This is a genomic window from Fibrella aestuarina BUZ 2 (genome assembly GCF_000331105.1).
GTDB lineage: Bacteria > Bacteroidota > Bacteroidia > Cytophagales > Spirosomataceae > Fibrella > Fibrella aestuarina.
Genome location: NC_020054.1, coordinates 962,456 through 988,796 on the forward strand (window position 1 = coordinate 962,456; position 26,341 = coordinate 988,796).

At 53.9% G+C, this 26,341-nt stretch carries 23 protein-coding genes; all 23 read right to left on the reverse strand.

Annotated elements, in window-relative coordinates; translation table 11 throughout:
* Nucleotides 1–51 precede the first annotated feature (51 nt).
* The 23 genes from FAES_RS03805 to FAES_RS03920 all read right to left on the reverse strand — a co-directional run bounded on the left by FAES_RS03805 (nucleotide 52) and on the right by FAES_RS03920 (nucleotide 25,967).
* A complete protein-coding gene (locus FAES_RS03805; protein ID WP_015329875.1) occupies nucleotides 52–609 on the reverse strand; it encodes an NADH-quinone oxidoreductase subunit J family protein in 558 nt (185 codons plus the stop codon).
* 7 nt (nucleotides 610–616) lie between these two features.
* The gene (locus tag FAES_RS03810) at nucleotides 617–1,177 is read right to left on the reverse strand and encodes a NuoI/complex I 23 kDa subunit family protein (protein WP_015329876.1); all 561 of its coding nucleotides are present in this window, start codon (nucleotides 1,175–1,177) and stop codon (nucleotides 617–619) included.
* Nucleotides 1,178–1,293: 116 nt separating this feature from the next.
* Nucleotides 1,294–2,448 carry an NADH-quinone oxidoreductase subunit NuoH gene (gene nuoH, locus FAES_RS03815; protein ID WP_015329877.1) on the reverse strand — a complete coding sequence of 385 codons (1,155 nt, stop codon included), beginning with the start codon at nucleotides 2,446–2,448 and terminating at the stop codon, nucleotides 1,294–1,296.
* A gap of 115 nt (nucleotides 2,449–2,563) precedes the next feature.
* Complete coding sequence (locus FAES_RS03820) at nucleotides 2,564–3,646, reverse strand: NADH-quinone oxidoreductase subunit G (protein ID WP_015329878.1); 1,083 nt, start codon at nucleotides 3,644–3,646, stop codon at nucleotides 2,564–2,566.
* 146 nt (nucleotides 3,647–3,792) lie between these two features.
* On the reverse strand, nucleotides 3,793–4,797 hold the full coding sequence (locus tag FAES_RS03825) for an STELLO glycosyltransferase family protein (protein WP_015329880.1): 1,005 nt from the start codon (nucleotides 4,795–4,797) through the stop codon (nucleotides 3,793–3,795).
* Nucleotides 4,798–4,931: 134 nt separating this feature from the next.
* Nucleotides 4,932–5,633, reverse strand: coding sequence for a glycosyltransferase (locus FAES_RS03830; RefSeq protein ID WP_015329881.1), 702 nt, complete (start codon nucleotides 5,631–5,633; stop codon nucleotides 4,932–4,934).
* A 40-nt stretch (nucleotides 5,634–5,673) separates the two neighbouring features.
* Nucleotides 5,674–7,344 carry a hypothetical protein gene (locus tag FAES_RS03835; protein ID WP_015329882.1) on the reverse strand — a complete coding sequence of 557 codons (1,671 nt, stop codon included), beginning with the start codon at nucleotides 7,342–7,344 and terminating at the stop codon, nucleotides 5,674–5,676.
* A gap of 157 nt (nucleotides 7,345–7,501) precedes the next feature.
* Nucleotides 7,502–8,842 (reverse strand): NADH-quinone oxidoreductase subunit NuoF, encoded by a 1,341-nt coding sequence (gene nuoF, locus FAES_RS03840; RefSeq protein WP_015329883.1) that lies wholly within the window; start codon nucleotides 8,840–8,842, stop codon nucleotides 7,502–7,504.
* 9 nt (nucleotides 8,843–8,851) lie between these two features.
* Entirely contained in the window at nucleotides 8,852–9,352 is a 501-nt protein-coding gene (locus FAES_RS03845) for an NADH-quinone oxidoreductase subunit NuoE family protein (RefSeq protein ID WP_015329884.1), read from the reverse strand.
* Between the two features lie 57 nt (nucleotides 9,353–9,409).
* Nucleotides 9,410–10,654, reverse strand: a complete 1,245-nt coding sequence (nuoD, locus tag FAES_RS03850) for an NADH dehydrogenase (quinone) subunit D (RefSeq protein WP_015329885.1) — start codon at nucleotides 10,652–10,654, stop codon at nucleotides 9,410–9,412.
* A 118-nt stretch (nucleotides 10,655–10,772) separates the two neighbouring features.
* Nucleotides 10,773–11,270, reverse strand: a complete 498-nt coding sequence (locus FAES_RS03855) for an NADH-quinone oxidoreductase subunit C (RefSeq protein ID WP_015329886.1) — start codon at nucleotides 11,268–11,270, stop codon at nucleotides 10,773–10,775.
* A 72-nt stretch (nucleotides 11,271–11,342) separates the two neighbouring features.
* A complete protein-coding gene (locus FAES_RS03860) occupies nucleotides 11,343–11,888 on the reverse strand; it encodes an NADH-quinone oxidoreductase subunit B (protein ID WP_015329887.1) in 546 nt (181 codons plus the stop codon).
* Between the two features lie 85 nt (nucleotides 11,889–11,973).
* Nucleotides 11,974–12,348, reverse strand: coding sequence for an NADH-quinone oxidoreductase subunit A (locus FAES_RS03865; RefSeq protein WP_015329888.1), 375 nt, complete (start codon nucleotides 12,346–12,348; stop codon nucleotides 11,974–11,976).
* Nucleotides 12,349–12,399: 51 nt separating this feature from the next.
* Nucleotides 12,400–14,589, reverse strand: coding sequence for a sialate O-acetylesterase (locus FAES_RS03870; protein ID WP_015329889.1), 2,190 nt, complete (start codon nucleotides 14,587–14,589; stop codon nucleotides 12,400–12,402).
* Nucleotides 14,590–14,713: 124 nt separating this feature from the next.
* The gene (locus FAES_RS03875) at nucleotides 14,714–17,875 is read right to left on the reverse strand and encodes a T9SS type A sorting domain-containing protein (RefSeq protein WP_015329890.1); all 3,162 of its coding nucleotides are present in this window, start codon (nucleotides 17,873–17,875) and stop codon (nucleotides 14,714–14,716) included.
* 88 nt (nucleotides 17,876–17,963) lie between these two features.
* Nucleotides 17,964–18,968 carry a GTPase ObgE gene (gene obgE / locus FAES_RS03880; protein WP_041257521.1) on the reverse strand — a complete coding sequence of 335 codons (1,005 nt, stop codon included), beginning with the start codon at nucleotides 18,966–18,968 and terminating at the stop codon, nucleotides 17,964–17,966.
* 130 nt (nucleotides 18,969–19,098) lie between these two features.
* The gene (locus FAES_RS03885) at nucleotides 19,099–19,680 is read right to left on the reverse strand and encodes an adenylate kinase (protein ID WP_015329892.1); all 582 of its coding nucleotides are present in this window, start codon (nucleotides 19,678–19,680) and stop codon (nucleotides 19,099–19,101) included.
* A 124-nt stretch (nucleotides 19,681–19,804) separates the two neighbouring features.
* Complete coding sequence (locus tag FAES_RS03890) at nucleotides 19,805–21,607, reverse strand: tetratricopeptide repeat protein (protein ID WP_041257523.1); 1,803 nt, start codon at nucleotides 21,605–21,607, stop codon at nucleotides 19,805–19,807.
* Nucleotides 21,608–21,699: 92 nt separating this feature from the next.
* A complete protein-coding gene (locus FAES_RS03895) occupies nucleotides 21,700–22,635 on the reverse strand; it encodes a PstS family phosphate ABC transporter substrate-binding protein (protein WP_015329894.1) in 936 nt (311 codons plus the stop codon).
* A 347-nt stretch (nucleotides 22,636–22,982) separates the two neighbouring features.
* The gene (locus tag FAES_RS03905; protein ID WP_015329895.1) at nucleotides 22,983–23,813 is read right to left on the reverse strand and encodes an energy transducer TonB; all 831 of its coding nucleotides are present in this window, start codon (nucleotides 23,811–23,813) and stop codon (nucleotides 22,983–22,985) included.
* A gap of 3 nt (nucleotides 23,814–23,816) precedes the next feature.
* Nucleotides 23,817–24,350: an ExbD/TolR family protein gene (locus FAES_RS03910; protein ID WP_015329896.1), complete on the reverse strand. Its 534-nt coding sequence runs from the start codon at nucleotides 24,348–24,350 to the stop codon at nucleotides 23,817–23,819.
* Nucleotides 24,351–24,453: 103 nt separating this feature from the next.
* The gene (locus FAES_RS03915) at nucleotides 24,454–25,080 is read right to left on the reverse strand and encodes an ExbD/TolR family protein (RefSeq protein WP_015329897.1); all 627 of its coding nucleotides are present in this window, start codon (nucleotides 25,078–25,080) and stop codon (nucleotides 24,454–24,456) included.
* A gap of 53 nt (nucleotides 25,081–25,133) precedes the next feature.
* A complete protein-coding gene (locus FAES_RS03920; RefSeq protein ID WP_015329898.1) occupies nucleotides 25,134–25,967 on the reverse strand; it encodes a MotA/TolQ/ExbB proton channel family protein in 834 nt (277 codons plus the stop codon).
* Nucleotides 25,968–26,341: the final 374 nt, after the last annotated feature.

A 26,341-nucleotide genomic window follows, 5' to 3' on the forward strand; every position in this document is an offset into this window, starting at 1 on the left:
AGCCGCCTTGTAAGGCGGCTTTTTTGTTAAATAGCATGTGTGTGGCGCGTCTCAGAAGTGTGGGTCACCAGCTTCGCGTTTGCCCAGCATGACGGCCCCAACCATGGCGATCAGGAAAAGAACAGACGCCAACTCGAACGGTAGAATGTAGTCGCTGTACAGCACAATACCCAGCCGCTCAACTAAGCCCGTCTGCGTATCGAAATTGCTGGGGTCATACGTACCTACAGGCGCCACGTTGAAGATTGACAAGAGCAAAACCATCAGCACGCCGCCCACGATGGTCGCCGCCATTTTGGTCAGGTTGGTCTTGGCGTCCTCGTCGTCCGACTTCAGGTTCAGGAACATAATGGCGAAGAGAAACAAGACCATAATGGCCCCTGCATACACGATGATGTTGACGATGGCCAGGAACTGCGCGTTGAGCAGCATGTAGTGGCCCGTGAGGCAGAAGAACGTAAAGATCAGGGCCAGTACGCTGTGGATCGGGTTACGGGCCGTAACAACCGAAATGGCGCTAATGAGCGTGATCAGGCCCAATCCGTAGAACAGATACCCGGCAGCCGTCAGGTTCTTCAGATTACCTAGTAAAGAGTTGACTTGATTCATAGTATTCTTAGCCTACAGACCGTGACAGGCTTGGCTCGGTGGGCGTAGCTTTTACGTCGGGATTAGTACGGATGTAACGATCGTCGAGTTTTTCAACCAGTTTGTCTTTCCCGTAGATCACCTGATCGCGCTCAGTCATGACGGGCACCATCCGGTCGTGGCGAAGGTAGACCGCCTGTTTGGGGCAGGCTTCTTCACATAGGCCGCAGAAAATACACCGGAGCATGTTGATCTCGTATACGGCTGCGTATTTCTCTTCGCGATACAGCGTTTCTTCGCCTTTCCGGCGTTCGGCCGCGACCATCGAAATGGCTTCGGCGGGGCAGGCTACGGCGCACAACCCGCAGGCGGTACAGCGTTCGCGGCCCTGCTCATCGCGTTTGAGGACGTGGTGCCCCCGGAAAATCGGACCCAGATACCGTTTCACTTCGGGATACTGGATCGTCGGTTTCTTCATGAAGAAGTGCCGGATCGTGATGGCCAACCCGCCCAAAACGGCAGGAAGGTACATCCGTTCGGCCAGCGTCATTTCTTTATTGCTAACCTGCTTCGAGCGATTCGTGAGCATATTGAAAGAGTTTTCAGTTTTCAGTTTTCAGTTTTCAGTTTTCAGTCTTCAGTTGTGCTGCCAGTAGAACGTACTAGATTAAGCGAAGCAACTAAAAACCGAAGACTGAAAACCCTTTAAACTGGTTGGGCCGCAGGTTTGCGGCGTGGGGCTTTAATGGCATTGGTGGCAGCCAGGCCAATCATGACGAACACAATAGCCCAGGTGCCGTATTTGAAATCGTAGAGCAGACCCGCGCCCGTCAGGATTACGTTCAGGATCGACAGCGGAATGAGCGCTTTCCAGCCCAGGTTCATCAACTGATCGTAGCGGAAACGGGGCAGGGTCCAACGTACCCACATGAAGAAGAAGATGAAGAAGAAAATCTTGCCGAAGAACAGCAGCGTACCGATACCCGTCGCGATGTTATGGCCGACGGTGCCACCTAGTTTGTTCACCAGCAGATCGTGTACCTGGTTCATGAACGGATAATGGAACCCGCCAAAATACAGGGTAGCGATGACCGCCGACGACGTGAACATGTTGATGTACTCGGCAAACAGGTAGAAGCCGAGTTTCATCGAACTGTATTCGGTATGGTAACCACCAATAAGCTCGGTTTCGCACTCGGGCAGGTCGAAGGGCGTCCGGTTACACTCGGCAAAAGCGCAGGTCAGGAAGATAATGAAGCCCAGCGGCTGCGTAAATACGTTCCATTCCCAGACGTTGGCCTGTTCGGCAACGATCTGCCGCAATGACAGCGAGCCGGTCATCATCAGGATGGCGATGATCGACAGGCCCAGCGCCACTTCGTAGCTGATGTTCTGCGACGCCGCCCGGATAGCGCCCAACAGCGAGAACTTATTGTTCGACGCCCAGCCGCCAATCATAACGCCGTAGACGCCTAGCGACACCACGCCAAACACGTAGAGGATGCCCACGTTGACGTCGATGCCCTGCACAGGTACGTCGTACGCACCAAACCGGATGCTGTCGCCAAACGGTACTACGGCACTCGACATCAATGCGGTGAGCATGGCGAGGCAGGGACCCAGAATAAAGAGCCACTTGCTGGCCTGCGCCGGAATAAAATCTTCCTTGAAGAACATCTTACCTGCATCGGCAATTGGCTGCAACAGCCCCCACGGCCCCGCCCGGTTCGGGCCAAGGCGATCTTGCAGGAAAGCCGCCACCTTCCGCTCGGCGTACGTCGAGTAGGTAGCAATGAGCAACGTGACGCCGAAAATGACCAGAATCACGAGCGCTTTGATAATAAGAACGGTTAAGTCCATTGTTAAGTTAGTCTGTCCGCCGTTATCCGTCTTCTGTTGAGTTACTTACGCACGAATCAACTATTGACTCGGCACCACAACAATAGACAGGGAACGGCGGACTGTGAACTAAAATTTATTCGTTTGCTGAAGGCAGCGCCTTGTTGAAGCGCTCGGGCGGCAGTTGCTGAATAGCCAGTTGTTCGGCCGCGTTGTGGCGGGCGTCGTCGATCGGCTTGTATTCGGCAGCGGCCAGGCGTTTGCCAAAATCGGGCTTGATGAGGTCTTTGCGGTATTTGTTAGCCGAAATCACCGACGAGCGCGAGATCTTGGTCGGTCCTTCGATCACCCAGGCTGATGTGTTTTTCGTCTCAAACCGGCAGGTGTTGCAAATGAACTCCTGCACTTCGTTCCACTCATTTTTCCGCGCCGTCACCCGGATCACTTCATCGCCCCGATACCAGAGCGATACCTTACCCGAACAGGTGGGGCAGTCGCGGTGCGCATCGACGGGTTTGGTAAACCATACCCGGTTTTTGAAGCGATACGTTTTGTCGGTCAGGGCACCCACCGGGCATACGTCGATTACATTGCCCGAGAAATCATTGTCGATCGCCTTCTCGATGTACGTACCGATTTCGGCGGCGTCGCCCCGGCCCAGTACGCCATGCACGCGTTTGTTGGTTACCTGATCGGCCGTGTACACGCAACGATAGCACAGGATGCAACGCGTCATGTGCAGTTGGATGTAGGGGCCCAGATCGTGCTTATCGAACGTGCGGCGCTCTTCTTCGTAGCGGGTTGTCGCCGCGCCGTGGTCAAACGCGAAGTTTTGCAGGTCGCACTCGCCCGCCTGGTCGCAAACGGGGCAATCGAGCGGGTGGTTGATGAGCAGGAATTCGACTACGCCTTTCCGGGCTTCCAAAACGGCCGGATTCGAGAAATTCTCGACGACCATACCATCCTGAACGGGGGTAATGCACGAGGCCACTAATTTGGGCATCGGGCGCGGATCTTTGGCTGAACCAGCCGCCACCCGCACCAGACAGGCCCGGCATTTGCCACCACTCCCCTTCAGGGGTTCGTAATAGCACATGGCCGGCGGGGCTACTTCAGGACCAATTTTGCGGGCTGCCTGCAGGATGGTCGTCCCCGGCTCAACCTCAACCTCGATCCCATCGACGGTTACTTTAAGTAATTGGACTTGATTATCAACCATATGAACTGATCACCGAGCATCTGCTAACGCCCATTGGGTACGTTGTTTCAGCGACGAATTACGCACTGACAACGTACCCAATGACGGCAACAAATGATGAATGACATTTTTGCCTTTTTTGCTACCGTAAAATAACGACACAACCGTTAGAAACCCAACTTTCGTAAGTCAGCAACCCACGCTTCGACCAGCGGCATTTCGGCTTTACCAACGTAGCCCTTTTCGGTCAGCAGGCGGTAGCAGGTCAGCAGATTCTCGTGAATGTGTTCGGTGCCCTCGGGCAGGTCGAGCGCAGCCAGATCGAGGCAGATCTGGCGGTTCTGCGTGTAGCCGCTCACTTCGTCTTCGAAGTCGCGCATGAGGTTGTGCTCATTGCGCTCCTGCCAGACGGTGGCGTTGTGGAACAGGATGCTCCAGCCGCAGGTCCAGGCTACGCGCTGGGCCACATAACTGCGCCAGATGTCAGTCATGCGGAAGCTACAGTGCGAGGGCAGGTAAAGCAGCGGAAAAGCCTCAGGGAACCAGGTCGTGTTCTGGCTGTTGAAGGCGCACCAGGCACCGTCGCCGAGGGCTACGCTGTCGCGTTGCTCAAAATTGAGTGGCAGGGGCAGGGTGAGGCGGTAGATGGCGTCGACATCGGGGTTCTCGTCGGCTAGTCCCTGCTGAATGGGACACACCACCTCCGACAGGCCGGGCAGATCGGGCAGGGTATCGTGCAGGTGCTCGAGGGCATAGCCACGCGGCCAGATGTGCTTGTCGGTGAAATACTTGTAGACGTTGGTCCAGCCGGTCTGCGTCAGACTGTGGGCAGGCTGGGTACGTTGCCGGTTGGTCCAGAACCCTTCCCGCGGGAAATTATCGTCGTCGGTTTCGATAATCACCTGCGCGCCTTGCTGCATCGCAACCAGATAACCCAGGTTTTTCCGGCCATAGTGGCGGGTCGGTAAATTCTCGACCAGCGAGAAGGGGAGAGTCAATTGCCGGTCGATCGACCAGAAGTCGCAGCCTGACAAATCGAACTGGGTGGGCGATTTGGTGTCGCCCATAACCACGAACTTGACGCCATGTGCCGTTGACTGTTCGGCACAGTCGATCAGAACGGCATTGGGCGCAGCAATGGACGTGATGACTAAAAAGGTAGACTCGTTCATAAAGGATTGATAAGTCACAGAGTGAGCAGATAATGTGGGTTTATACAGCTTTTGCCTTGACAATAATTCGGATAAAAGCTGACAGAATCTGCGCGAATTAGCAAAATCTACCCCATTAGTAACTCGTTTATTGACTACTCGATGAGGGCAGGTTTACCGCTCAGCCGGAGTTTGAAATAATACCAGAGGGTCGACAATGAATTTTTTATGGCCTTTTCCGACACGCTGGGCGACGGTGCCCGGTAATGGATCGGAATTTCGGCAAACCGCTTTTTTCGCAGCAGATAACGCAGTTCGGTCTGGTAAAAATGGGCGGTCGACTTCAACGGATACGCCAGAAATTCCGCCACCACGTTGGCATGAAAACCCTGGTAGCCCGATGTCATGTCGTGCATGGTGCTACCCAGCAGCGTGTTGGACATGATTGTTCCGATTTTAGAGAGGAACGTCCGCTTGAAATTCGACTTGTAAATCGACCCGCCGTTGATGAACCGGCTGCCAAACGCGCACTCGTTCCCTTCGTTGAGCACCCGCAGGAACATCGGAATGGCCCGTGGATCGTGCGACAGGCCGGCGTCCATCTCAATGATAATGTCGTGGCCATTTTTGAGGGCTTCGCGGTAGCCACGCAGGTAGGCATCGACAATGCTGCGGTTTTCGGGTGCCCAAATTGTCACAAAGCGATCGTCGCGTGCCGACAGCGCCCGCGCCAGGCTGAGTGTGTTGTCTTTGGTTACGTTATCGATAACCATGTAGACCCGGCCACATTGCAGTTTGTCCAGCTCGGTAGCCAGCGTAGCTGTGAATTCGGCAAACTCGTTTTCTTCGTTCGCCATGGGCGTAATGATGGCGAAGTTATTCTTATAAAAAAGCACGTTAGCGAACAGAGGGGGGATGAGCGATGGAAACGGTTGGTTCCTGCACCAGCACGTATTGGTCAGGTACGTTGTTGATTGTGTATTTGGTATAACCCGCCGCCGCCGGATTAGCGATTAGGCTGGCAAAAAACGGATCGTTGGCATACCGACTAACGACATCGGGCTGAATGTGAATGCAGTTGATGGCGTTCTGCGCAAGGAATGCCTGCACATCCGTTGGGCGGTAGCGGTCCATGTGCACAAACTTCCAGTCGGGACCCAAGTAGATCCGATACATTAGAGATAAATTACCGGTCATGGTCACAGGTCGGCCAACTGGTAGCTTCTCCAGCGTACGTAGCACATCGGCTGTCGGCGTGGGCTTCGTCTGCTGGCTAAGCTGCCACTGCGGCCACAAGAAAAGCCCTAACAATACAACAGCTGCGCCATAACCCAGCGTTGGCACTAGCTGCGGCATCGGCCGTAGCGTGTAAGCCCGGAGCAGCACCCCCGCCAGACTTACGTAAATAATCATCTGGAAAACGACGTAATGGTCGCGGGGCAATAGCAGAATGCAGGAGATGAAGGTCGGCAGGAGAATCACAAATACGCACAGCCAATACCAGCCGTCGCGACGGAAGCCCTCGATCAGTTTCCGCCCCGTTTGTGGCCAGTTGGCCAGCCCAAGCACAGCCACCAGCATGGCGAGCAGCAGATAGCGCCGACCCGGAAACGCCAGCCGGGACAGCCAGGGCGTCAGCAGCATCTCACGGACGAAATGTTCGGTATGCACAAACAACGTGACTACGTTGGCCCAAATGTGGCGCATGAACATGGCCGGATTCAAAAAGAAGGCCTCGCTGATCGACGAGACATCACGGCCAAAACCTGCCCGGATAAATACCTGTGGATGCATCCAGGGCGATAGGTTGATCTCGGGATGCCAGACCGCGTAGTTCATCGCAAAGTGCTGCGAAAACGCAATGATACTCCGTTTACCCGACAGCGGCGAACCAAAGGCAATTACCAGAAGTAAGGCAATCCCCATCAGCCCAAAGAGTGGATAAGGCAGTGCAGGTCGACCTGTTACAGGTTGGTCGCTTTTAGGCTGGGTACGTCGTCGTTGCCAGACGTACCAGCCCAGTGCAAGCGTACAGAGAATCAGAAACGATAGGAAAAACTCGGGCCTTGCATACGTAGCGAGCAGGGCGCCAGCGGCGGCGGCGCTGAGCTTGTAGATCGGGTTTTTCTGGTAGTTACTGGCGATCAGCCCGCCCATTAGCCAGAGCATGGTAAAGGGCGACACCTTCTGATCTTGCGGAAAATTGAGGGGAGAATACAGAAAGAGCACCGATAAGGCCACACTCGGCACTACCCCAACGCGCAAACTGCGCAGCAGAAAGTAGAACAACAAGCCCGGCAAAACGGATAGCAACGCCCAACTGGCATATTGGGTATCAATGCTGTTTTTGTAGAAAGCATCGATCAGCAGATACCAGGCGCTGAACAACGGAGCCATCTGAACCGGCAGGGCCTCGTGCTGGTAAATGGCGCGTAATCCGTTGTCGAAATAGACATCGTCGTCGGAGGCGACCAGATCAAGCCGATGCGTGATACCGTAGGTTAGCACTACGCCACTCAATACCACCAGCAACAGTCCGATTACATCGCCTACCTTCGTACGCTTCATTTTAGTTCTAAAAAAATCAGGGCGCAAGTTAGCTTTTTCCAAGCATCAAGTCCTTAGATCTGATTGTTTGGCCGTGTTAGTCAACTTGATCACGCTATAATGCAAAAGGCAACCTGTACAGGTTGCCTTTTGCATTATACTTAGGAAGACGGTTACATTATGCCAACACCAGATCGCCCCGGAATACAGCCCCTGGTTGAGTGGCTTCAAACGGATTGGTAATGTGCCACTCGAATTCGTCACGGAAATGCCGGATCGCACTGGCAACGGGCCAGGCGGCAGCATCGCCCAACGGGCAAATGGTGTTGCCTTCTATTTTCTTAGCTACGTCGACGAGCAAATCGATGTCGTGCATCGAGCCATGTCCGTGCTCAATCCGGTGGAGCACTTTCTCCATCCAGCCGGTGCCTTCGCGGCAAGGGCTACACTGACCGCATGACTCATGGTGGTAGAACCGGGCAAAATTCCAGGTGTTGCGCACGATGCAAGACGTTTCGTCGAACACGATGAACCCACCAGAACCGAGCATCGTACCGGTTTGGAAACCACCCTCTGAAAGTGACTCGTAGCTCATCAGGCGGGGTTCGCCATTGGCCAGTTTCAGGGCCAGATTGGCGGGCAGGATGGGCACCGATGAACCACCGGCAACCAGTGCCTTCAGTTGATGCCCTTCACGAATACCGCCACACCACTCATCAGAATAGATAAATTCTTCGACCGGCACACCCAGCTCGATCTCATAAACCCCCGGCTTTTTGATGTGACCCGACGCCGAAATGAGTTTGGTACCCGTGCTCCGGCCGATACCAATAGCCGCATACGCATCGCCGCCGTTGTTGACAATCCACGAGGTCGTCGCAATCGACTCGACGTTGTTGACTACCGTGGGGCACTGGTAGAGGCCTTTTACGGCCGGGAAGGGCGGTTTGTTGCGTGGGTTACCGCGCTTTCCTTCCAGCGATTCGAGCAGGGCGGTTTCTTCGCCGCAGATGTATGCACCGCCGCCTGGCTGCACGACCAATTCAAGGTCGTAGCCGCTGCCCAGGATGTTTTTACCCAGGAGGCCAGCTGCTTTGGCTTCGGCGATGGCCTTTTCCAGAATGTTGATGACGTACATCAACTCGCCGCGGACGTAGATGAACGAGGTATTGGCCCCCAGCGCAAACGACGAGATAATCATCCCCTCGATGAGCAGGTGGGGGAGATTCTTCATCAGGTAGTGGTCCTTGAACGTACCTGGCTCCGATTCGTCGGCGTTGCAGACGAGGTAGCGGGGTACGCCTTCGGGCTTAGCCAGAAAGCTCCACTTCATGCCCATCGGGAAGCCCGCTCCACCACGGCCACGCACGCCGGCCTTTTTCACTTCCTCCACCACGGCCTCCGGGGTCATGGTTTTCAGTGCTTTTTCAACGGCCGAGTAACCGCCCTGCTTGCGGTACACATCGAGGGTCTCGATGCCGGGTACGTTGATGTGTTCGGTTAATATTTTCCTGCCCATAACGAAAGGTTATTTCGATAACTCTGCAATGATTTCATCGACACGCTCATTGGTCAGATGCATGTAGTACTGCTCACGAATCTGAAAAACCGGCCCCATGCCACAGGCCGCCAGGCACTCCACTTCCTTGATGGTAAACAAGCCATCGGGCGTGGTTTGGCCCGCTTCGATGCCCAGCCGTTGTTTGAGGTGCGCGTAAACGTCTTCGCCACCCATGAGGCAGCAAGGACCCGTCCGGCAGTACTCAATCACGTGCTTACCAACCGGATCGAGGTGGTACATCGTGTAGAACGACGCCACTTCGTATACCTCAATCGGCTGGATCTGAAGCAGACCAGCTACATAATCCATACCTTCTGGGCTGGTCCAGCCTTCCTGCTCCTGCAACAAATGTAGTAGGGGCAACAGGGCCGACTTCTGTTTGCCCGCCGGGTAGCGAGCGATAATTTCATTTGCTTTGGCCAGCCGTTCTGGTGTGAACGCAACGGGCGTATTAGCTTCTGTAGTCATAGCGTAGTTAGGCTGTGTACTGATAGATCCTGCCGGTTTTATCAGTTTTGCTAGCCATTAGGCGTCTAGCTCACCGGCGATTACGTTGAGGCTACTCATAATCACGATAGCGTCGGACAGGGTGGTGCCTTTACACATTTCCGGGAAAGCCTGGTAATAGATGAAGCAGGGACGGCGGAAGTGCAGCCGATACGGAGCCCGGCCGCCATCACTGATCAGGTAGAAACCCAACTCACCATTACCCCCCTCGACGGCGTGGTAAACTTCACCCACCGGGGCGTCGATCTCACCCATCACAATCTTGAAGTGATAAATGAGGGCTTCCATGTTCTTGTATACCTCCTGCTTGGGCGGCAGGTAATATTCGGGCGCATCGGCGTAGTAGGGGCCGTCGGGCAGCTTATCCATCGCCTGCTCGATTATGCGCAGGCTTTGCCAGATTTCTTCGTTACGCACCATGAAGCGGTCGTAGGTGTCGCCGCTTTCGCCAACGGGAATATCGAACTGGAAGTCTTCGTACGAAGAGTAAGGATTCATCACCCGAACGTCGTAGTCGACACCCGCCGCCCGCAGGTTAGGGCCGGTAAAGCCGTAGCTCAGCGCCCGTTCGGCCGAGATTGGGCCTACGTCGACTACCCGGTCCATGAAAATCCGGTTGCGGTTGAAGAGCCGTTCAAACTCCTTCATCACCGGGGGGAAATCTTTCAAAAACTTCCGGATTTTACGGATTGCTTCTGCTGACAGATCCCGCTCCATGCCGCCAATCCGACCCATGTTGGTGGTCAGGCGGGCGCCGCAGACTTCTTCGTAGATTTCGTAGATATTCTCCCGCTCTTCGAAGAGGTAGAGGAAGCCGGTGAAAGCCCCCGTATCTACGCCCAGAATCCCGTTGCAGATGAGGTGGTCGGAGATACGAGCCAGCTCCATCATAATCACGCGGATGTACTCGGCCCGCTTCGGCACCTGCACACCCAGCAACTTCTCAACGGTCATCATCCAACCCAGGTTGTTGATGGGCGATGAACAGTAGTTCATCCGGTCGGTGAGGGTCGTGATCTGGTAGAAAGGCCGCCGCTCGGCGATTTTCTCGAAGGCGCGGTGGATATAGCCAACCGTTTGCTCCCCCGATACGATCTTCTCGCCATCCATTTGCAGGATGTTCTGGAAGATACCGTGCGTGGCCGGGTGCGTTGGGCCAAGGTTCAGCGTCGTCAGTTCATTGACGTACTGAATCGGGCCTTCGGGCGTGGCCGGGGTGTTGCGTGCCCCAACTGCATCTATACTTAGGTCTTCAGTAACCATATCTAAGAAGTAAATGAGCGAAGGAGTGAAAGAGCGATCGGTCGGGTAACGTACCTGAGGAAGCAACCGGAGCGCCGGGCTGTCACTCGTTCACGCTTTTACTCGTTCATGCTTTGAGTCATCGTCCAAACAACGCGTCGATCTTGTCTTCGCGGGTGCCGTCTTCCAGCGGGTACTCTTTCCGCATCGGGAAATAATCCATTTCTTCCATGTTCAGGATGCGCGTCAGGTTGGGATGCCCGTCGAACAGAATACCGAAGAAGTCAAAGGTTTCCCGCTCCATCCAGTTGGCCGAGGCGTAAAGCAACGTCATGCTGGGTACGTGCAGGTCGTCGTTCGCCAGGTACACTTTCACCCGAACGCGGAAATTATTGACCAGGCTATGCGCATGATACACCACGCAGAACTCCCGCCCGGCATCGTCGGGGTAATGAATGCCTGTAATGTCGGTCAGGAAGTTGATCTGATACTGCTTGTGGTCTTTCAGGTACGTCATCAGCGGCAGCAACTGCTCACGACTGACCGTCAGCGTCAGCAGACCAAACGGTTCGTCGAACTCAGAAACAGCTTCGCCAAACTGACGGATAAGGGCCTCGGCGACTTCTTGATTACTCATGAAAATGGATGAGTGAATGAGCGATTGGGCAAACGCGCCACCCGCAAAGCTGGGTACGTGTTTGCGCCTTACTTATTGAATTCCGTACGAATTGAGCAGCAATTGATACTCTTCGGTGTTGCGCCGCCGGGTCGACTCGTTACGTGCCAACTCCTGAATCTGCATCAGCCCTTCGATCACTTGCTCGGGGCGCGGCGGGCAACCCGGAATGTACACGTCGACGGGAATGATGCGGTCAATGCCCTGCAATACGCTGTAGGTGTCGAAAATACCGCCGCTGCTGGCACAGGCCCCCATGGCAATCACCCACCGGGGTTCGGCCATCTGGAGGTATACCTGCTTCACAATCGGAGCCATTTTCTTGGCGATCGTTCCCATCACCATCAGCAGGTCCGCCTGCCGGGGCGAGAAACTGGGCCGCTCCGAGCCAAACCGGGCGAAATCATAATGAGCGCCCATGGTGGCCATGAATTCGATGCCGCAGCAAGAGGTCGCAAAGGGTAGGGGCCACAGTGAGTTGGCGCGTGCCATACCCACTACTTTATCCAGGGAGGTAGCGAAAAACCCGGCACCTTCATGGCCCGCCGGGGCTTCTACCATCTTTATTTCAGATGCCATTCGAAAATCAGGTTTCAGTTTCAGTTGCAAAGTCTTCAGTATAACAAACTTGTAGACCGGAAACTCCTAAACTGACGACTTCTTTTTATTCCCACTTTAAAACGCCCTTGCGGAGCACGTAATAGAAGCCTGCCAGCAGCAAACCCATGAACAGGATCATCTGAATGAACCCGGCAGTGCCCAACTTCAAGAAGTTAACGGCCCAGGGATACAGAAAAATCACTTCCACGTCGAACAGCACGAACAGGATCGCGATCAGGAAGTACTTGACCGAGATCGGGGCGCGGGCATCGCCCACGGTGGGAATGCCACACTCGAAAGGATCGTCTTTCTTCTGGCTGTGGCGCTTGGGGCCGATGCTGTGCGTAACCAACATGGTCACGACGATAAAGCCAAGGGCCAGCCCCAACTGGATAAAGAGAGGGACGTAATCGGAGGGTAAATACGAAACGGCGTTCATAGCGAAGTCAATGCAGAAAACTGTTGCAAGTTAACGAGAAAACCAACACGCTTACCGGGTGATAAATACACGCCGGGCTACGTCGAAGCCTTCAGAACGTACCCGCACGATGTATTGCCCCGACGCGAAGTTGGCCACCGGAATCAGGCGGCGCGCGTTGAACGACGGGATTTTCTCCGAGTACAGAACCTGCCCCGTTATCGACTGGATTGTCAGGTCGGCATTCTGGAGGTCTTCGATGGTCTCGACAGCGATGTAGCCGTTGACACTCGGGTTGGGGTAGATGCTGACGATCTGTGCCGACTCCGACGACGTGAACAGTACTTCGTTGGAGAAGCCCGAATAGCAGGTGAGCGCGTTGCCGTTGGGCAGCGTAAATAAGGCTTTAGCCCGGGCCGTATACGTACCGCTGATGAGCGCTTTGGCTACGGGGCCGTTCTGGTTATTCAGAAACACCGATCCGCGCCGCCAGTCGAACTGCTCATTGTTCGGGAAGCCGGGCAAGGTCGCCTGAATCGAGTAGATGCCTACCTGCTCGATCGTGGGCGTAGCCAGACGGGGTCGCACGGTCAGGCCGATGGCCGACGAGGTATTCGAGCGGCACCCATAGGTATTGACGGCCTGCACGGTATACTGCCCGGCATTGGCTACCCGCAACACCGTGTTGTTGATACCATTACTCCACTGCGCCGACGATTGGGTGCCCACGTTGGCGACCAGTGTCAGCACCGAGTCGGCACAGATTTGCTGTTGGTTGTCGGCAACGGCCGTACCGTTGCGAGCCAGCGAAATGGTGGGCGTTGCCGGTTGAACCGGCAGCTGAATGTTGACTGTCGGCGACAGAAAGGTGTTACCGATCGCATTTTTCAGCTTTGCCTGATATTGACCCGGCTGACTGACGGTGATTGTTGAGCCAGTCTGCCCGTTCGACCAGAGATAGCTCTGGAAGCCGGTGGGGGGCAACCGCAGAGTAACGCTGTTGTTGTTGACGCACTCAACCGTAACGGTTGGCTGCGGTTGGGGGAGTAGGGGGAGCGCCGCCGCAAAAAAGGTGGGGCTCATGCTCTGATACCAGGCATTGGCGAGTTGAATCAGGCCGTCGCCCTGGAAGTGAACCCCATCGAGGCGGTTCGGCTGAATCGGGTCTGTAAAAGGCCCGGCATACACGTTATTGCTAAACGTGTTGATTACATCGGTTTGCCCCCCCGTGACCTGGTCGTTCGTCCGGAAAATTCGTGGGCAGCGGTTGATACAATCAGCGTTGTTACCGCATTGCGCAAAGCAGGTAGGGTCTGGGTCACTATTGCGCGAGGCTCGGGCCAACATCCAGGCCGGGTAGCGTTGCGTATCGGTGCGCGTCTTCGCCACGAGTTGCTCCATCTGCCGTTTGTAGGTAGCTCGCACGGTGTTGGAGTTTTGCAGGTTATCGCTCTCGCCCTGATGCCAGAGAATAGCGCGCAGCCCCTGGAGCGAGGCATAATACCGCAACGCGATGCGCAGGTTGGCGTACGGCATCCCCTTCGGGAAGAACCCGTCGAAATACACACTCTTGGTAAAGCCATCGTCGAAGCTCTCGATCCAGTTCTGGATGGTGGATCCACCCCAGGCCGTGTTGATGAAGAGAATCGGGATGTTGTATTGCTGAGCCAGCAGATCGCCGAGCCGCCCCCAGCACCAGGCGCCGTAGCCACGGGGGCCAATAATACTCTGGGCGCTTAGCTGCTCAAACGTGGGGGCCGGGGGGTCTGCCAGCGAGTGCGCTTCGCGGTTGTCGTAGCTGACGCAGTTGACCCGATCATCGCTGGCGCCAATGGATGAGTACTCCAGAAAACCCTGTGCATTTGACTGGCCGGTGATGATGAACACTTCACCGATGCCCACTTTTCGCACAACGTCCTGTGCAATCACTCTGCCACCCTGAAAACCCTGCACTTCAAGCCTATACCAGCCGCCTGTGCCATTGATAGCGCCCTGAAATACTCCGCCCTGCGGATTGCGGCGGATGGTGGTCCAGTTGGTGTTGAGTCCCTGCCCGTTTACTTCAACAACCAGCCGCGCCTGGATGCTGTCGACGGGCTGGAAGTACGTACCTGAGAGATAAATGGTACTGGTATTGTCGTTTTCACGTTGAAAGACAGCCCGACTCGATGGGTACGTGACTGACAGGCCGGTAGGAACAGTTTGAGCAGTTGCTGATGCGACTGTCAACCCCAGTAAGAAGCCATATAAAAGTCGATACATAGAAATCAGTTCAGTATACACTCCTGAATGCCAAGAACTAGCGAAGTGTTTTTAAAAAGAAAAGACGTACAAAGTAAACACTTGGCACGTCTCAACTTTAAACGAAAAGGTATTTAGTTTATTACTAGCGGTTTCCGATCAGGATACGCTTTGAGACATGCACGCCATCGGCATCTACTTTCAAGATATAGGGGCCGGGTGCCAGCCGTAATAACTGAATCTGTTTACGGTCGTTCAGGGTCGTTTCCGTGCTTCGGTACACCAATTGACCGGTTAAAGTGTAAACCGTCACGGAGGCGTTGCTTAAATCAGCCAGCGTTTCGATCAGGAAAATACCATCCGGGCTTGGGTTGGGGTAGATGCTGACATCCTGGTTGTTGGTAGGCAGATCGTAGTTTACAACCGCCGACGGCAGTGATAAACAGACGTAAGCGGGGCTGTACGTAATCTGCGTCCGAACACTGTATTGCCCTGACTGATTAACCCGCAACAGCGAGCCTGTGATCGCCAGTGAATCGGCATTGCGGCGCCAGTAATAACGTTCGTTTTGCGGGGCACCGGAAGCTTCCAGCAGGTACGTACCCACTTGTTGAAGAGTAGGGGGCTGGGGGCGGGCCAACGCTTGTGCCGTCAGCACGTTACTGTTTGGCGACAGGCAGCCGTTGCCATCCCGTACCCGGGCGGTGTAAGCTCCCGTTTCGCGCACCGTAAGGGTTTGCGTGGAGTCGCCTGTTGACCAGAGCGCCCGCAACTGCGAATCGGTTTGGAGCAGCAATTGCCCGCCCTGGCAGAACGTGAGTGAGCCACGCGCCGAAATAATGGGCGGCGATGGTAACGGATTGACCAACACATTAACGCTATTCGACGGGGCCGAAATACAGTTAAACTGATTTCGGGTGCGTAGGCTGTAGATCCCTGTCTGGTTCACGTTGATGCTTCGGGTGCTCTGCCCACTGCTCCAGTTGTACCCAGCGTCTTCGGTTGACGTAAGCGTGATCGATTCATTGGCGCAGAAGGTAGTGCGGCTGCTGGCCGTGAGGATCGGCGTGGTAGGTAGCGGATTGGCAACGACCGAAACGACGGCCGAAGCGGGCGACGTACACCCATTCTGGTCGGTTACGGTTAGCGAGAAGCTGCCGGTTTGGCTGACGGTGATGCGCTGATCGCCCTGTCCGTTGCTCCAGTTGTACCGGAACGCATTGCTACTGCTTAGAATGGTGCTCTCTCCCTGGCAGAACGTTGTGGGGCGCTCGTTGGAAATGGTTGGCTGCGCAGGCAACGGAAACGCCGTTACGTTAATGGCGTTTGATGGCGCCGAATTACAGTTGAACTCGTTGCGGGTACGTACCGTATACGTACCTGACTGGTTGGTATTGATGCTACGGGTGTTCTGGCCGCTGCTCCAAACGTAGGCAAGTCCTTCGGTCGAGGTGAGCGTAACTGATTCGTTGGCGCAAAAGGTGGTGCGCCCACTAGCGGCGAGTTGGGGCGTCGATGGCACCGGGTTCACCGTCACGAATACAGCGGCTGAAGCAGGCGAAGTACAGCCATTCGCATCCGTGACCGTGAGCGAGTAGCTGCCAGCTTGCGTAACGCTGATCCGTTGATCGGTCTGTCCATTGCTCCAGTTGTAGCGATTGGATGAGGTGGAGGCCAAAACGACATTTTCGCCCTGACAGATGGTCGTTGATCGGTCAGGCGTAATCGTTGGTTGGGCGGGTAACGGATTTACGGTTACCCGAATGGTGTTCGACGTGAATGTGCAGCCACTGACGTCGTTGTAGCGGACGGAATAATCGCCGCCGGTGTTGACCGTAATTTGTTGGGAGGTCTGACCATTGCTCCATACGTTGGCCTCGCTGTAACTGCTACGGAGTGTCAATGAACTGCCTTCACAGAGCGCTGTCGCACCAACTGATTGAATCGTAGGAGCATTGTTGATGGTAATAGTAGGCGTGAACACCAGATTCCCTTTGCCGTCACGCACCTTTGCGCGTACGGTGCTCCCCGCCGCCCGTGTAATGGTGCGGCTCGTCTCGCCCGAGTCCCAGGCAATGTTGTCGTAGTTAGTAACCGTCACCGACACATTATTACCACCTGCGCAGGCGACTGTAATGGCCGGAGCCGCAGCCGGGCTGAACGGCGCTGCACTGTTGAAGAAATTGTCGGTCAGGCTTGCATTCCAGGCGTTGGCTACGTCGCGCAGGCCGGGATTATCGAAATGCACCACGTCATAAAGCGGTGCTCTGGAACGTGGCACCTGAATGTTATCCGTGTTGGGCCCGGCAAACACGTTACCAGCCGAAGCGATTGCCTGATTTTGCCCATCAATGACTTTGGTATCGACGCCACCGAGCAGGTCACCGTAGGATGCCCGCGCCACAACCCAGGCTACATTTCGCCCAAAATCAGAGCGGCTTTGGTTGATAACGGTCCGTAAGCGGTCAGCGTAGGTAGCGGGTGGTGTGTCAAATTGGTTGTCGGCTTCCCCCTGATGCCACAGTACCGCCCGAACCCCATACGTATTGGCGTAAAACTGAAGGGCTAACTGAAGCGGGTAATATGGATGCTTAGGCTCATAATACACCGGGGCGTAGTCACTTATCGTTTGGGGGCCAGTGGCTGTCTCGGCCCAGTTACGCACCGACGTACCTTCAAAAGCCGCGTTGAAAAACAGGATAGGTACGTTCAGACGGTTGGCAAGCAGATCGCCTAACGTACCCCAGCACCAGGCCCCCATGCCACGTGGCGCTATGGAGTTTGGGCCTTCCAGGTGAATAAACTCGGGCGCTGGAGGGTCGTTCGGGTAATTTTTGGGTTCGTAGAAATAGTTGACGCTGTTGACTCGGTCATCCGTAGCCCGCTCGCCATCACGCCGAACGCCCTGCGCGTTGGACTGACCGGCAATCACGAATACTTCCCCTACACCCACGCGCTCCACCCGGCTCGTAGCTATTTGCTGATTGTCGCGGATAAGTCGTACATCCAGATCATACCAGCCACCCTGAACGGTCAGCTGACCACTAAAGACGCCCCCCTGTGGGTTATTAACGATCGTTTGCCAGTCGGTCGAGGTGCCTTTCCCGGCTTCACGGGCAATGACTCTTGCCTCTATACGCGAAGTCGCTGTCGCATACGTACCTGAAATCGTAATGGCTGCATTGTTGGCCGTATTACGCTGGTAAACGGCTCGACTTACCGGGAATGAAATGTTAAGTTGGGCAACAGCCTGAGAAGCCGCCATCAGACTAAAAGCGACTGCCCACATCAATAAACGTTGTTTCATGAAAGAAATAAAAACAGAGGGTAGACCCTACCCAATAACGGCAGATTGGTATTGGTCATGTTCAACTTTCCTGAATCGGCATAGCGGCCTACAGGTCAACTGTTTGGGTCAACGTTTTCCAAAGTAAATCCTTCAGTTCAGTCAAACCCCGCTGTTGAACAGACGAAATAAACACAGCAGGCACATTTGTCGGTAAGTTACTTTTTGTACGGTCCAGGGTTTCGTCATCAACTAAGTCGATTTTAGTAACCGCCAACACCCGCGTTTTATCGGCTAACTCGGGGTTATACGCCTCCAATTCGTTGGCAAGGACCTGGTAGTCGGCCTCAATGTTTTCGCTGGTAGCCGGTACGAGAAAAAGGAGTACAGCGTTGCGCTCTATATGGCGCAGAAACCGTAGTCCTAGCCCTTTACCTTGCGAAGCCCCTTCGATAATGCCCGGTATATCGGCCATTACAAATGACTTGTAGTCGCGGTAAGCCACCACACCCAGATTCGGGACTAGGGTCGTAAACGGATAATCGGCAATTTCGGGGCGAGCGGCCGACATAACGGATAAGAGCGTCGACTTGCCCGCATTGGGAAAGCCAACCAGCCCCACGTCGGCTAGTAATTTCAGTTCAAGAATGATCCAGGCTTCCTGCCCCGGCTCACCCGGTTGGGCATGATAAGGCGTTTGCTGGGTGGCTGATTTGAAGTGGGTATTACCCAGACCGCCCCGGCCGCCCGGTAACAAGATGAGTTCCTGCCCGTCTTCGGTGAGCTCGGCCATGACTTCATTGGTCTCTGCATGGCGGGCAATCGTGCCCAGCGGCACTTCGATGATTACGTCTTCGCCTTCGGCGCCAGTGCGACGGCCCCCTTCGCCGCCTTTACCTGAATCGGCCTTAATGTGCTTCTGGTATTTGAGGTGCAGCAAGGTCCAGAGCTGAGCGTTGGCGCGCAGAATGATGTGGCCACCCCGGCCGCCATCGCCGCCATCGGGCCCCCCTTTGGGTACGTGCTTCTCCCGGCGGAAGTGCATAGACCCCGCGCCACCGTGGCCAGATCGGCAATTTATTTTTACGTAATCGATGAAGTTGGAGGATGACATAGGTATGTTGTGGTATGCAGCGCAGTAGGATGCGACTGGCGCCAGTTAGGTGGGGAGCGCCATGGATGACAAGCCACAAACCGTAGCGTTCGGCCCGGCCGGATGTGTCGGCAGAGCGTCGAAAACGATCTTAGCTCAATTGCGCCAGCTCAATCTTTTCACAGATGAGGGCGAAAATCTCATCAATGCCACCCACGCCGCTAATGGCTGCAAATTTGCCCTGCTGCTTATAGTAGTCGGCAACGGGGGCTGTTTTATCGTTGTATTCAGTGATGCGTTGGCCAATGATCGTCTCGTTCTGATCGTCGGGCCGGCCAGAGGATATGCCCCGGATCAGCAACCGACGCGTCAGTTCCTCACGGTCAACGACGAGGGCAATCATGGTGGTGATGTTTGTACCATGCTGGGCCAGCAGGGCATCCAGTGCTTCGGCCTGCTTTACCGTGCGTGGAAAGCCATCGAAAATAAAGCCGGGAGCCGCCGCATTTTCCGTCAGCTTTGATTCGATCATACCGATAACGACTTCGTCGGGAACCAGCATGCCCTGGTCCATCAGTGTCTTGGCCTGCAAGCCTAGTGCCGTCCCGGCTGCAATCTGAGACCGCAACAAATCGCCAGTTGACAGATGCACCAGGTGGTATTTTTTAATCAGACTTTCGCTTTGTGTGCCTTTTCCGGCACCCGGTGGGCCAAACAGTACAAGATTAAGCATAGAGAATTTTGACGCGAGTTAGCGGTGTTTTGAAAAAGCAGCGGGCAAAATTACAAAAGAAAAGGCGCGGGCCAATTAGCCCGCGCCTCATTGTATTCAGTAAGTGCAAAAGTTGGGTTCAGCCTTACTTGGTTGTGCCCTTCTTCGGCGCCGGTTTCGTCGTGCCTTTCACCGGTGTTTTGCCCGGTGTCACCGTTGATTTCGGACCTTCCAAAAAGTCTTTGGCGTCCTTATCGTTCGGATCTAATTCGAGCACTTTATTCGCATAATCCTTCGCCTTGCCATCATCCTTCTTGGCAATTGCATCAGAGATCAGGTACTTGTACGAAGTGATCAGGTACTTACGGTTCTGCTCTTTCTTCGTGGCGCCCGTCTCGGGGTTTTGCTGCTCAGCCAAGGCCTGCTCGATGAATTTTTCATACATGGGAACCGGAGCACCACTGGCCAGCGAAGCGTCACGACCGTTGGCATAGTAGTTTGATTGAGCACGGTAGTAGTACGCCAATGGGTACGTCTTACCGTCTTTTTCAACCACTTCGGACAGCTTAGCAAAAGCTGAATCGGCTTTCATGAAATACTCGCGGCGCAAAGTACGCTGTTGGGCCGTGTCAGCTACCGTTTTGCTTACGGCAAAGCCTTGTTGATAATTGGCCAGGCCCAGCTTGAGGTAGTCGTTCGTCGACGGCTTTTCTTCTGCGCTGATCGCCTTTTCAAAATAACTCACGGCTTTGTCATACTGCTTGGTACCGTAATACTTGTCGGCGATCTCCTTGTAAAGGTTCTCCGTTGTGTCGAGCGGAGCTGCCTTTTCCAAGTTCACAATGCTCAGCGAGTCACCTTCTGGGGTGCCCAACTGGGCATAAGCGCGGCCAAGGTATTTGTAATCATCGAAGATGACTTTCTGCGGTGCGGCTGAGATAAACTTGTTCAGCGAAGCAACAGCTACATCGTTCTTACCCAAAGCCAAGCTCGACCAGCCAGTCATCCGGTCGATGATCGGGTCATTTACCTGGCCCTGCAATTTAGACAGGTAATCAAGCGACTTCATGTGGTCACCTGCCAGGAAGTAGTACTTGGCTACGTTGAGCAGCAGTTCGGGGTCTTTCGTGCCGCTTTTCGTTACATACGTATCGTAGGTGCTCGACGCTTTCTTGTAAGCTTTTGACCCAACAAGCGCATCGGCGTACGAACGGTAAGTGGGCGCAAACTCAGGGTCAGCCGCAATGGCTTTCTCGAAAAACTCCTGCGCCAGTTTGTACTGCTTTGAACGCAGGTATAACTGCCCGATTTTAGCGTTGGCTTCTGCTTTCGTCGTGTTGTTCGACTGAGCGGCCATCGTACCATCGATTACTTCTTCGTACCGGCTAACGGCGGGGCCGCCTTCATTCCGCAGCGTATAGGCATCGCCCATCGCCATCGGAATTTCTACGTTCTGGTTTTTCTTGTCGAGCGTTTTAGCGCGTTCGAGCAGTTCGATGGCACGGGCCGGATCGTTGGCTCCTTTGTCGCCTTCAAACAGGGTATACATTTCACCCGCCCGGAACAGCACCTCACTATTCTTGCCTTTGGTGGCAGCAATAGCTTCGTCGGTTTTAGCCTTAGCCGTGTTCAGGTCTTTTTTGGTCAGCGCTACACCAGCCAGACCAACGTTGTTCAGTTGATTCTTAGGGTCGGCTGCCAGCCCTTTTTCAAAGGCGGCTTTCGCTTCATCAGGTTTGCCGGTTTTAAGCAGGAAATAACCCAGATAAAACTGGTTTTCTGCTGATGGCGAACTCGATGCCAACTGCCTGAACGTTTGCTCGGCCTTCGGAACGCGCTCGGCTTCGAGGTCTTTCAGAGCCGTCTGCACATCTTGTGCAACGGCGGGGGCAAACGTTGTAGCTCCCACGAATAGGGTAGCCAGCAGTGTTTTTTTCGATAGGTTCATTCGCATTCGTAGGTTGTGAAAAACGAAGGTTGTCATTTTGAGAACAAGCCGCGAAACTAAAAAATTGCCTCCAAACAGAAAAAAATGACTGTTCATTTGAGGAATACTTCCCGATTATACGGTATTGCGGGCCACAATCCTAACTTCTCGATGAGGATGCTGCCCGCATCGCGGATCAGATAATTGGTTAAGCCACTGCCCAAACCGGGGTGGGCCTCACGGCTCAGGATGTACACATCACGACGAAGTGGGTAATCCTTCAAGCCCAAAGCGCGTTGAAAAGGCTGGAAATAATCAGCCCGTGAACGTGGGTTTTCTTTCTCAGAGATCCCGACAACCTGAATATCTTTTGACAGCTCGGCCGACAGGACGGTATCGCCATCGCTGATCCAGTTTACGCCGATAAACCCGATAGCGCCTGCATGCTGACGAACATACTCGATCACCTGTTTGTTTGATTTCACCGTATAAACAGGCAGCCCCGTGATGTCTTTGATGCCAAACGTTTGCAGTATGTAATCCAGATTACTTGAGTTGGCATTATCGAAAACCAGCGTAACCGGCCCCTGTTGGTTGCCACCTGACAACTGCGACCAGTTTGTCAGTTGCTTCGTAAACAAACCACGAAGTTCGCGCATCGTCATCAGGGTATCAGTGTTGGCTTTGCTCGTGATTAAAGCTACGCCGTCTGTAGCAATCCGGGTACTTGATCCTTTGATCTTCTGCTGAACAAGGACCTGCTGTTCGTTGGGTGTCAGTTTGCGCGATACCACACAAATACGGGCCTTGTCGTTGAGCATTAGATTGATGGCCTCCCGCTCTGGTTTAAACACCAAGTCGAATTTTGTTCGCGGATACAGCAACTGGTACGTCTTGGTGATTTCTTCGGTCAGTAAGCGGTATGATTCATCGGCCGCAACCGTAATGCGCCCCTGTGAGGGCGTATCGGCTGGGTGTTCTTCCTGGCAACTGGCTAGGTACGTGCCAAGGCTCAGGCCTATGCCGAGCAAAGCAATAAGTCGTTTCAAGATAGTATGTCGTTAACGTAAACAAACCGTTGTTTCGACATAACGTAGATGCCGGAACAACGGTTTTTCCATAAGCATGATCAAGCGTCGGTAGTGCAGTGTACAACTCACCAATGACCAATGCTACTGACTATCTCTGTACTGCTGCCAGGCCCGATAGGCCCGAAAGGTCCCGTAAACCAGCATAAGCGCAGCCAGAACATAGCGCAGTGGACCTGCCAATACCGCAATCCCAAAAGACTGAGAGGAGGCGATCAGTCCGATGCCTCCTCCCAAGTATGCGATCGATGCTAAAACGGCCAGGGTTAACCGAAGCGTTTCAGCCATACGATTCTCTGTGCGTCTCATTACTCCAACTGGAAGCTGATAGGCAGGTTGTACTTCACCCGAACAGCGCGGCCTGACTGCTTACCAGGCTTCCACTTCGGCATTGACTTCACTACCCGGATGGCTTCTTCGTCCGTACCGAAGCCAAGGCCTTTCAGTACCTGAGCATCCGTGATCGAACCGTCGGTGTTTACTGTGAAGCTAACGAACACTTTACCCGAGATGTTGGCCCGCTGAGCCGCTGCCGGGTATTTGATGTTCTTGCCCAACCAGGCATACATCGCCGCCTGACCACCTACGAACTCAGGGTTCTGTTCTACGACCGTAAAGATTTCCTCTTCTTTGGGCGCAGGGGCTTCAACGACAACTTCGGCTTTTGACGGACCGGCTGACTCTTCCGGTGCGGCAATTACTTCCTCGGCGTTGGGGTCACCTTCCTGGGTTTTTTCGGCAGCTACCGCTTCTTTCAGCTCTTCAACTGCCGGGGGCGGAGTTTCTTCCGGTACTTCCTGATCCGGCTTTACTTCGGGCGGAAGGAACTGCACCGTATTCACTTTCGGCACCTCAACTGGTGGCGGCGGCGGTGGTGGTGGTTCGTTCGGATCGATGGGCGGCGGGGGCAGCTTCATCAAATCCACTTCCTGCATGTTCATCTCCGGTGCCTCTTTGGGCGCAATGGCATCAATGATGCGCGGAGCGAAAATACCCAGAAGCGCAACGGCAGAGCCAATCAGCAAGGCACGGGTCGAGAACTTCCGGTACGAAGTCCGAAGGTCATACGCGCCATACTCTTTATGGCGGTTCGCAAACACGATATCATCGAGTGTTGCGTCTTTTGCGAGTTCAGCCATAGGTTAGATCTCCAGTTTTGCTTTTTCCTTGAGCAGCGTCTTTTCGTCGGGCGTGAAGTCATACACGAGGGCACGACGACGAATTTTAGCGATACTCAACTCATCCATCATATCAACCAGATTCTTGTAGGTTGACTCTTTGGTCGGCTTCACGACGATGACGAAGTCGGGGCCAATTTTGGCTTGCTCTTCGAGCATCACTTTGCGCAGGTCGTAGCCGTAACCAACCGTTTTGACTTCAGGATCTTCGTTGGCGGCTTTTCCAACGATGTAAACAACCTGATTGTCTTTGCCTAAAAACGCGGTCATTACCTTCGAGGCCTTAATTGGGTTGGTCTCGTTGGTTTTCGTTTTATCGGGTACGTCGAGGGTCATCGACGAGGGCTTACTCAGTGTGGTGGCTAGAATGAAGAAGGTAATCAGGAGAAAACCTAAGTCCACCATCGGCGTCATGTCGATGCGGGTTGATGCTTTCTTACTGCGTACCTTCCCACCTTTGTCGTGTCCACCACCACCACCGGTTTCAATTGCTGCCATGTTCTGTGGGAGTTTTCAATAATTCAGTTTTAATCGTTTTCAGTTTGATGCAGCGATCCGCTTTTTTCCACAACTGAAAACGATTAAAAACTGAATCGGTTGGTTAGTCTGCTGTCCAGCCAGCCGGAGGCGCCTCCGTACCGGTAATGAGGTTGAACTTGTTGATGTTCTGAGCCTGCAACGTAGCCAGGATGTTTTTGAAGGCCGGGAATTTGGCCACGTTATCACCCTTGATGGCAATCCGCAAGTCGTTATTGGCTTTGCGGGAGTTGTACACCCATTCTTTCAACTCGTTTTCAGGACCTGCACCGGTTGAATCGGTAGGAACACCAGGCTGTTTCAACTGGTTACGCTTCTCGGGCTCAAGAGCCAGAAACTGCTTCATCTGCGCAAGCGGAACCCCAAAATTGGGCAGCAGCGAAAATTTCTGTTTTTCCAGCTCAGTGAAGCTAATGCCTTTTGCCGAGGCTACGTTTTCGAGCATCTCGCGGCGTTTCGCCTGATTGTCGATCCCGAAGTACACCTTGCCATCTTTGTCCAGGCTGATGGTCATGATGTCTTTGTCGGGCACTTTGATGCCGGAGATTGACGAAGGCGTTTCGATGCTGGCGGCGTCCTGAGCCTTAAACTGGGCCGTCAGGATGAAGAACGTCAGCAACAGGAACGCTACGTCGCACATCGCCGTCATATCCACGGCCGAACTGGCGCGTTTGGGCTTTACTGCGGGCATTTTGTTGCTTGTTTAAAAAGTTGGTTGCTACGCAAAACGCAGGGCACAGCGACTTAATTGTGTGCCGAGAAGTTTTGCTGGATGCTCAGACCGATCTCGTCGATGTTGTAGGTCAACTCATCGATACGGCTGGTGAAGTAAGAGTACATGATCGTTGCGATAGCGGCAGTACCGATACCCAGAGCCGTGTTTACAAGGGCTTCTGAGATACCCGTTGCCAGAGCGGCCGTGTCAGGCTGACCCGTCGTACCCATAGCGGCGAAGGCACGGATCATACCCAATACCGTCCCGAGCAGGGCTACCAGCGTTGATACCGACGCCAGTGTAGCGATGATCGTCAGGTTCTTCTCAAGCATAGGCAGTTCAAGCGACGTAGCTTCTTCTACTTCTTTCTGCAGAGCTACCAGCTTCTGCTCTTTCGTCAGGGCTGCGTCGCCGCTCAGTTGCTGATACTTCAACAGGGCCGTCTTCACAACGTTACCTACTGAACCTTTCTGCTTGTCGCACTCAGCGATGGCAGCTGATACTTCGTTACGGTCGAGGAGGCCTTTTACTTTCCGAACAAAGGCATCGATCGAGCCTGATCCTTTGGCGCGGCCGATAGTGATAAAGCGTTCAATGGAGAACACAAGTACGGTCAGGGCACAAGTAAACAGGATCGGTACGATAGGACCACCCTTGTAGATGATGCCGTAGTAATCGCCGTCGATCGGGTTTTTCTCAGGATCCCCCCCCTGGAAGTGGCTGGGGTCACCGAAGACAAACTTGTAAGCCAAATAGGCGACGATAGCCAGGATCGGGATGATTAGAACGGGATTCAGACCACCTGACGACTTCTTTGGTGCGGCTGCCTTGGCGGGTGCGGGGGTTGCTGATTGTGTTTTCATTGAACTGTGTACTATTGGGGTTGAATTGAAAGTTAGGTTTTGAACGTAAAAAAAGTGAAAATTCTCTATCAGCGACTTTTCAGAGAATAAAATTCCGAATAATCACCCGACTATTGCTGACAAATCTACGTTTTTTCTGTCCATAAACGGACAATCCGTTTTTGTAAAAAAATCGTGAATTGTAATTTTCTCAGCAAACTATAGGACAAAACCTTATTTAAGAGCGATCAATTTGTACGCTTTACTTGTTGATCGTCAACACCCTAAATAGCCAGCAGAATCTATACAATCAGAATGGGCTTAGTTGGATTTTAGGAGGAGCGCGGAGTTTCATGGCGTTGCTGCTTTTTTGAATCACTAGGCTACTATTAAGG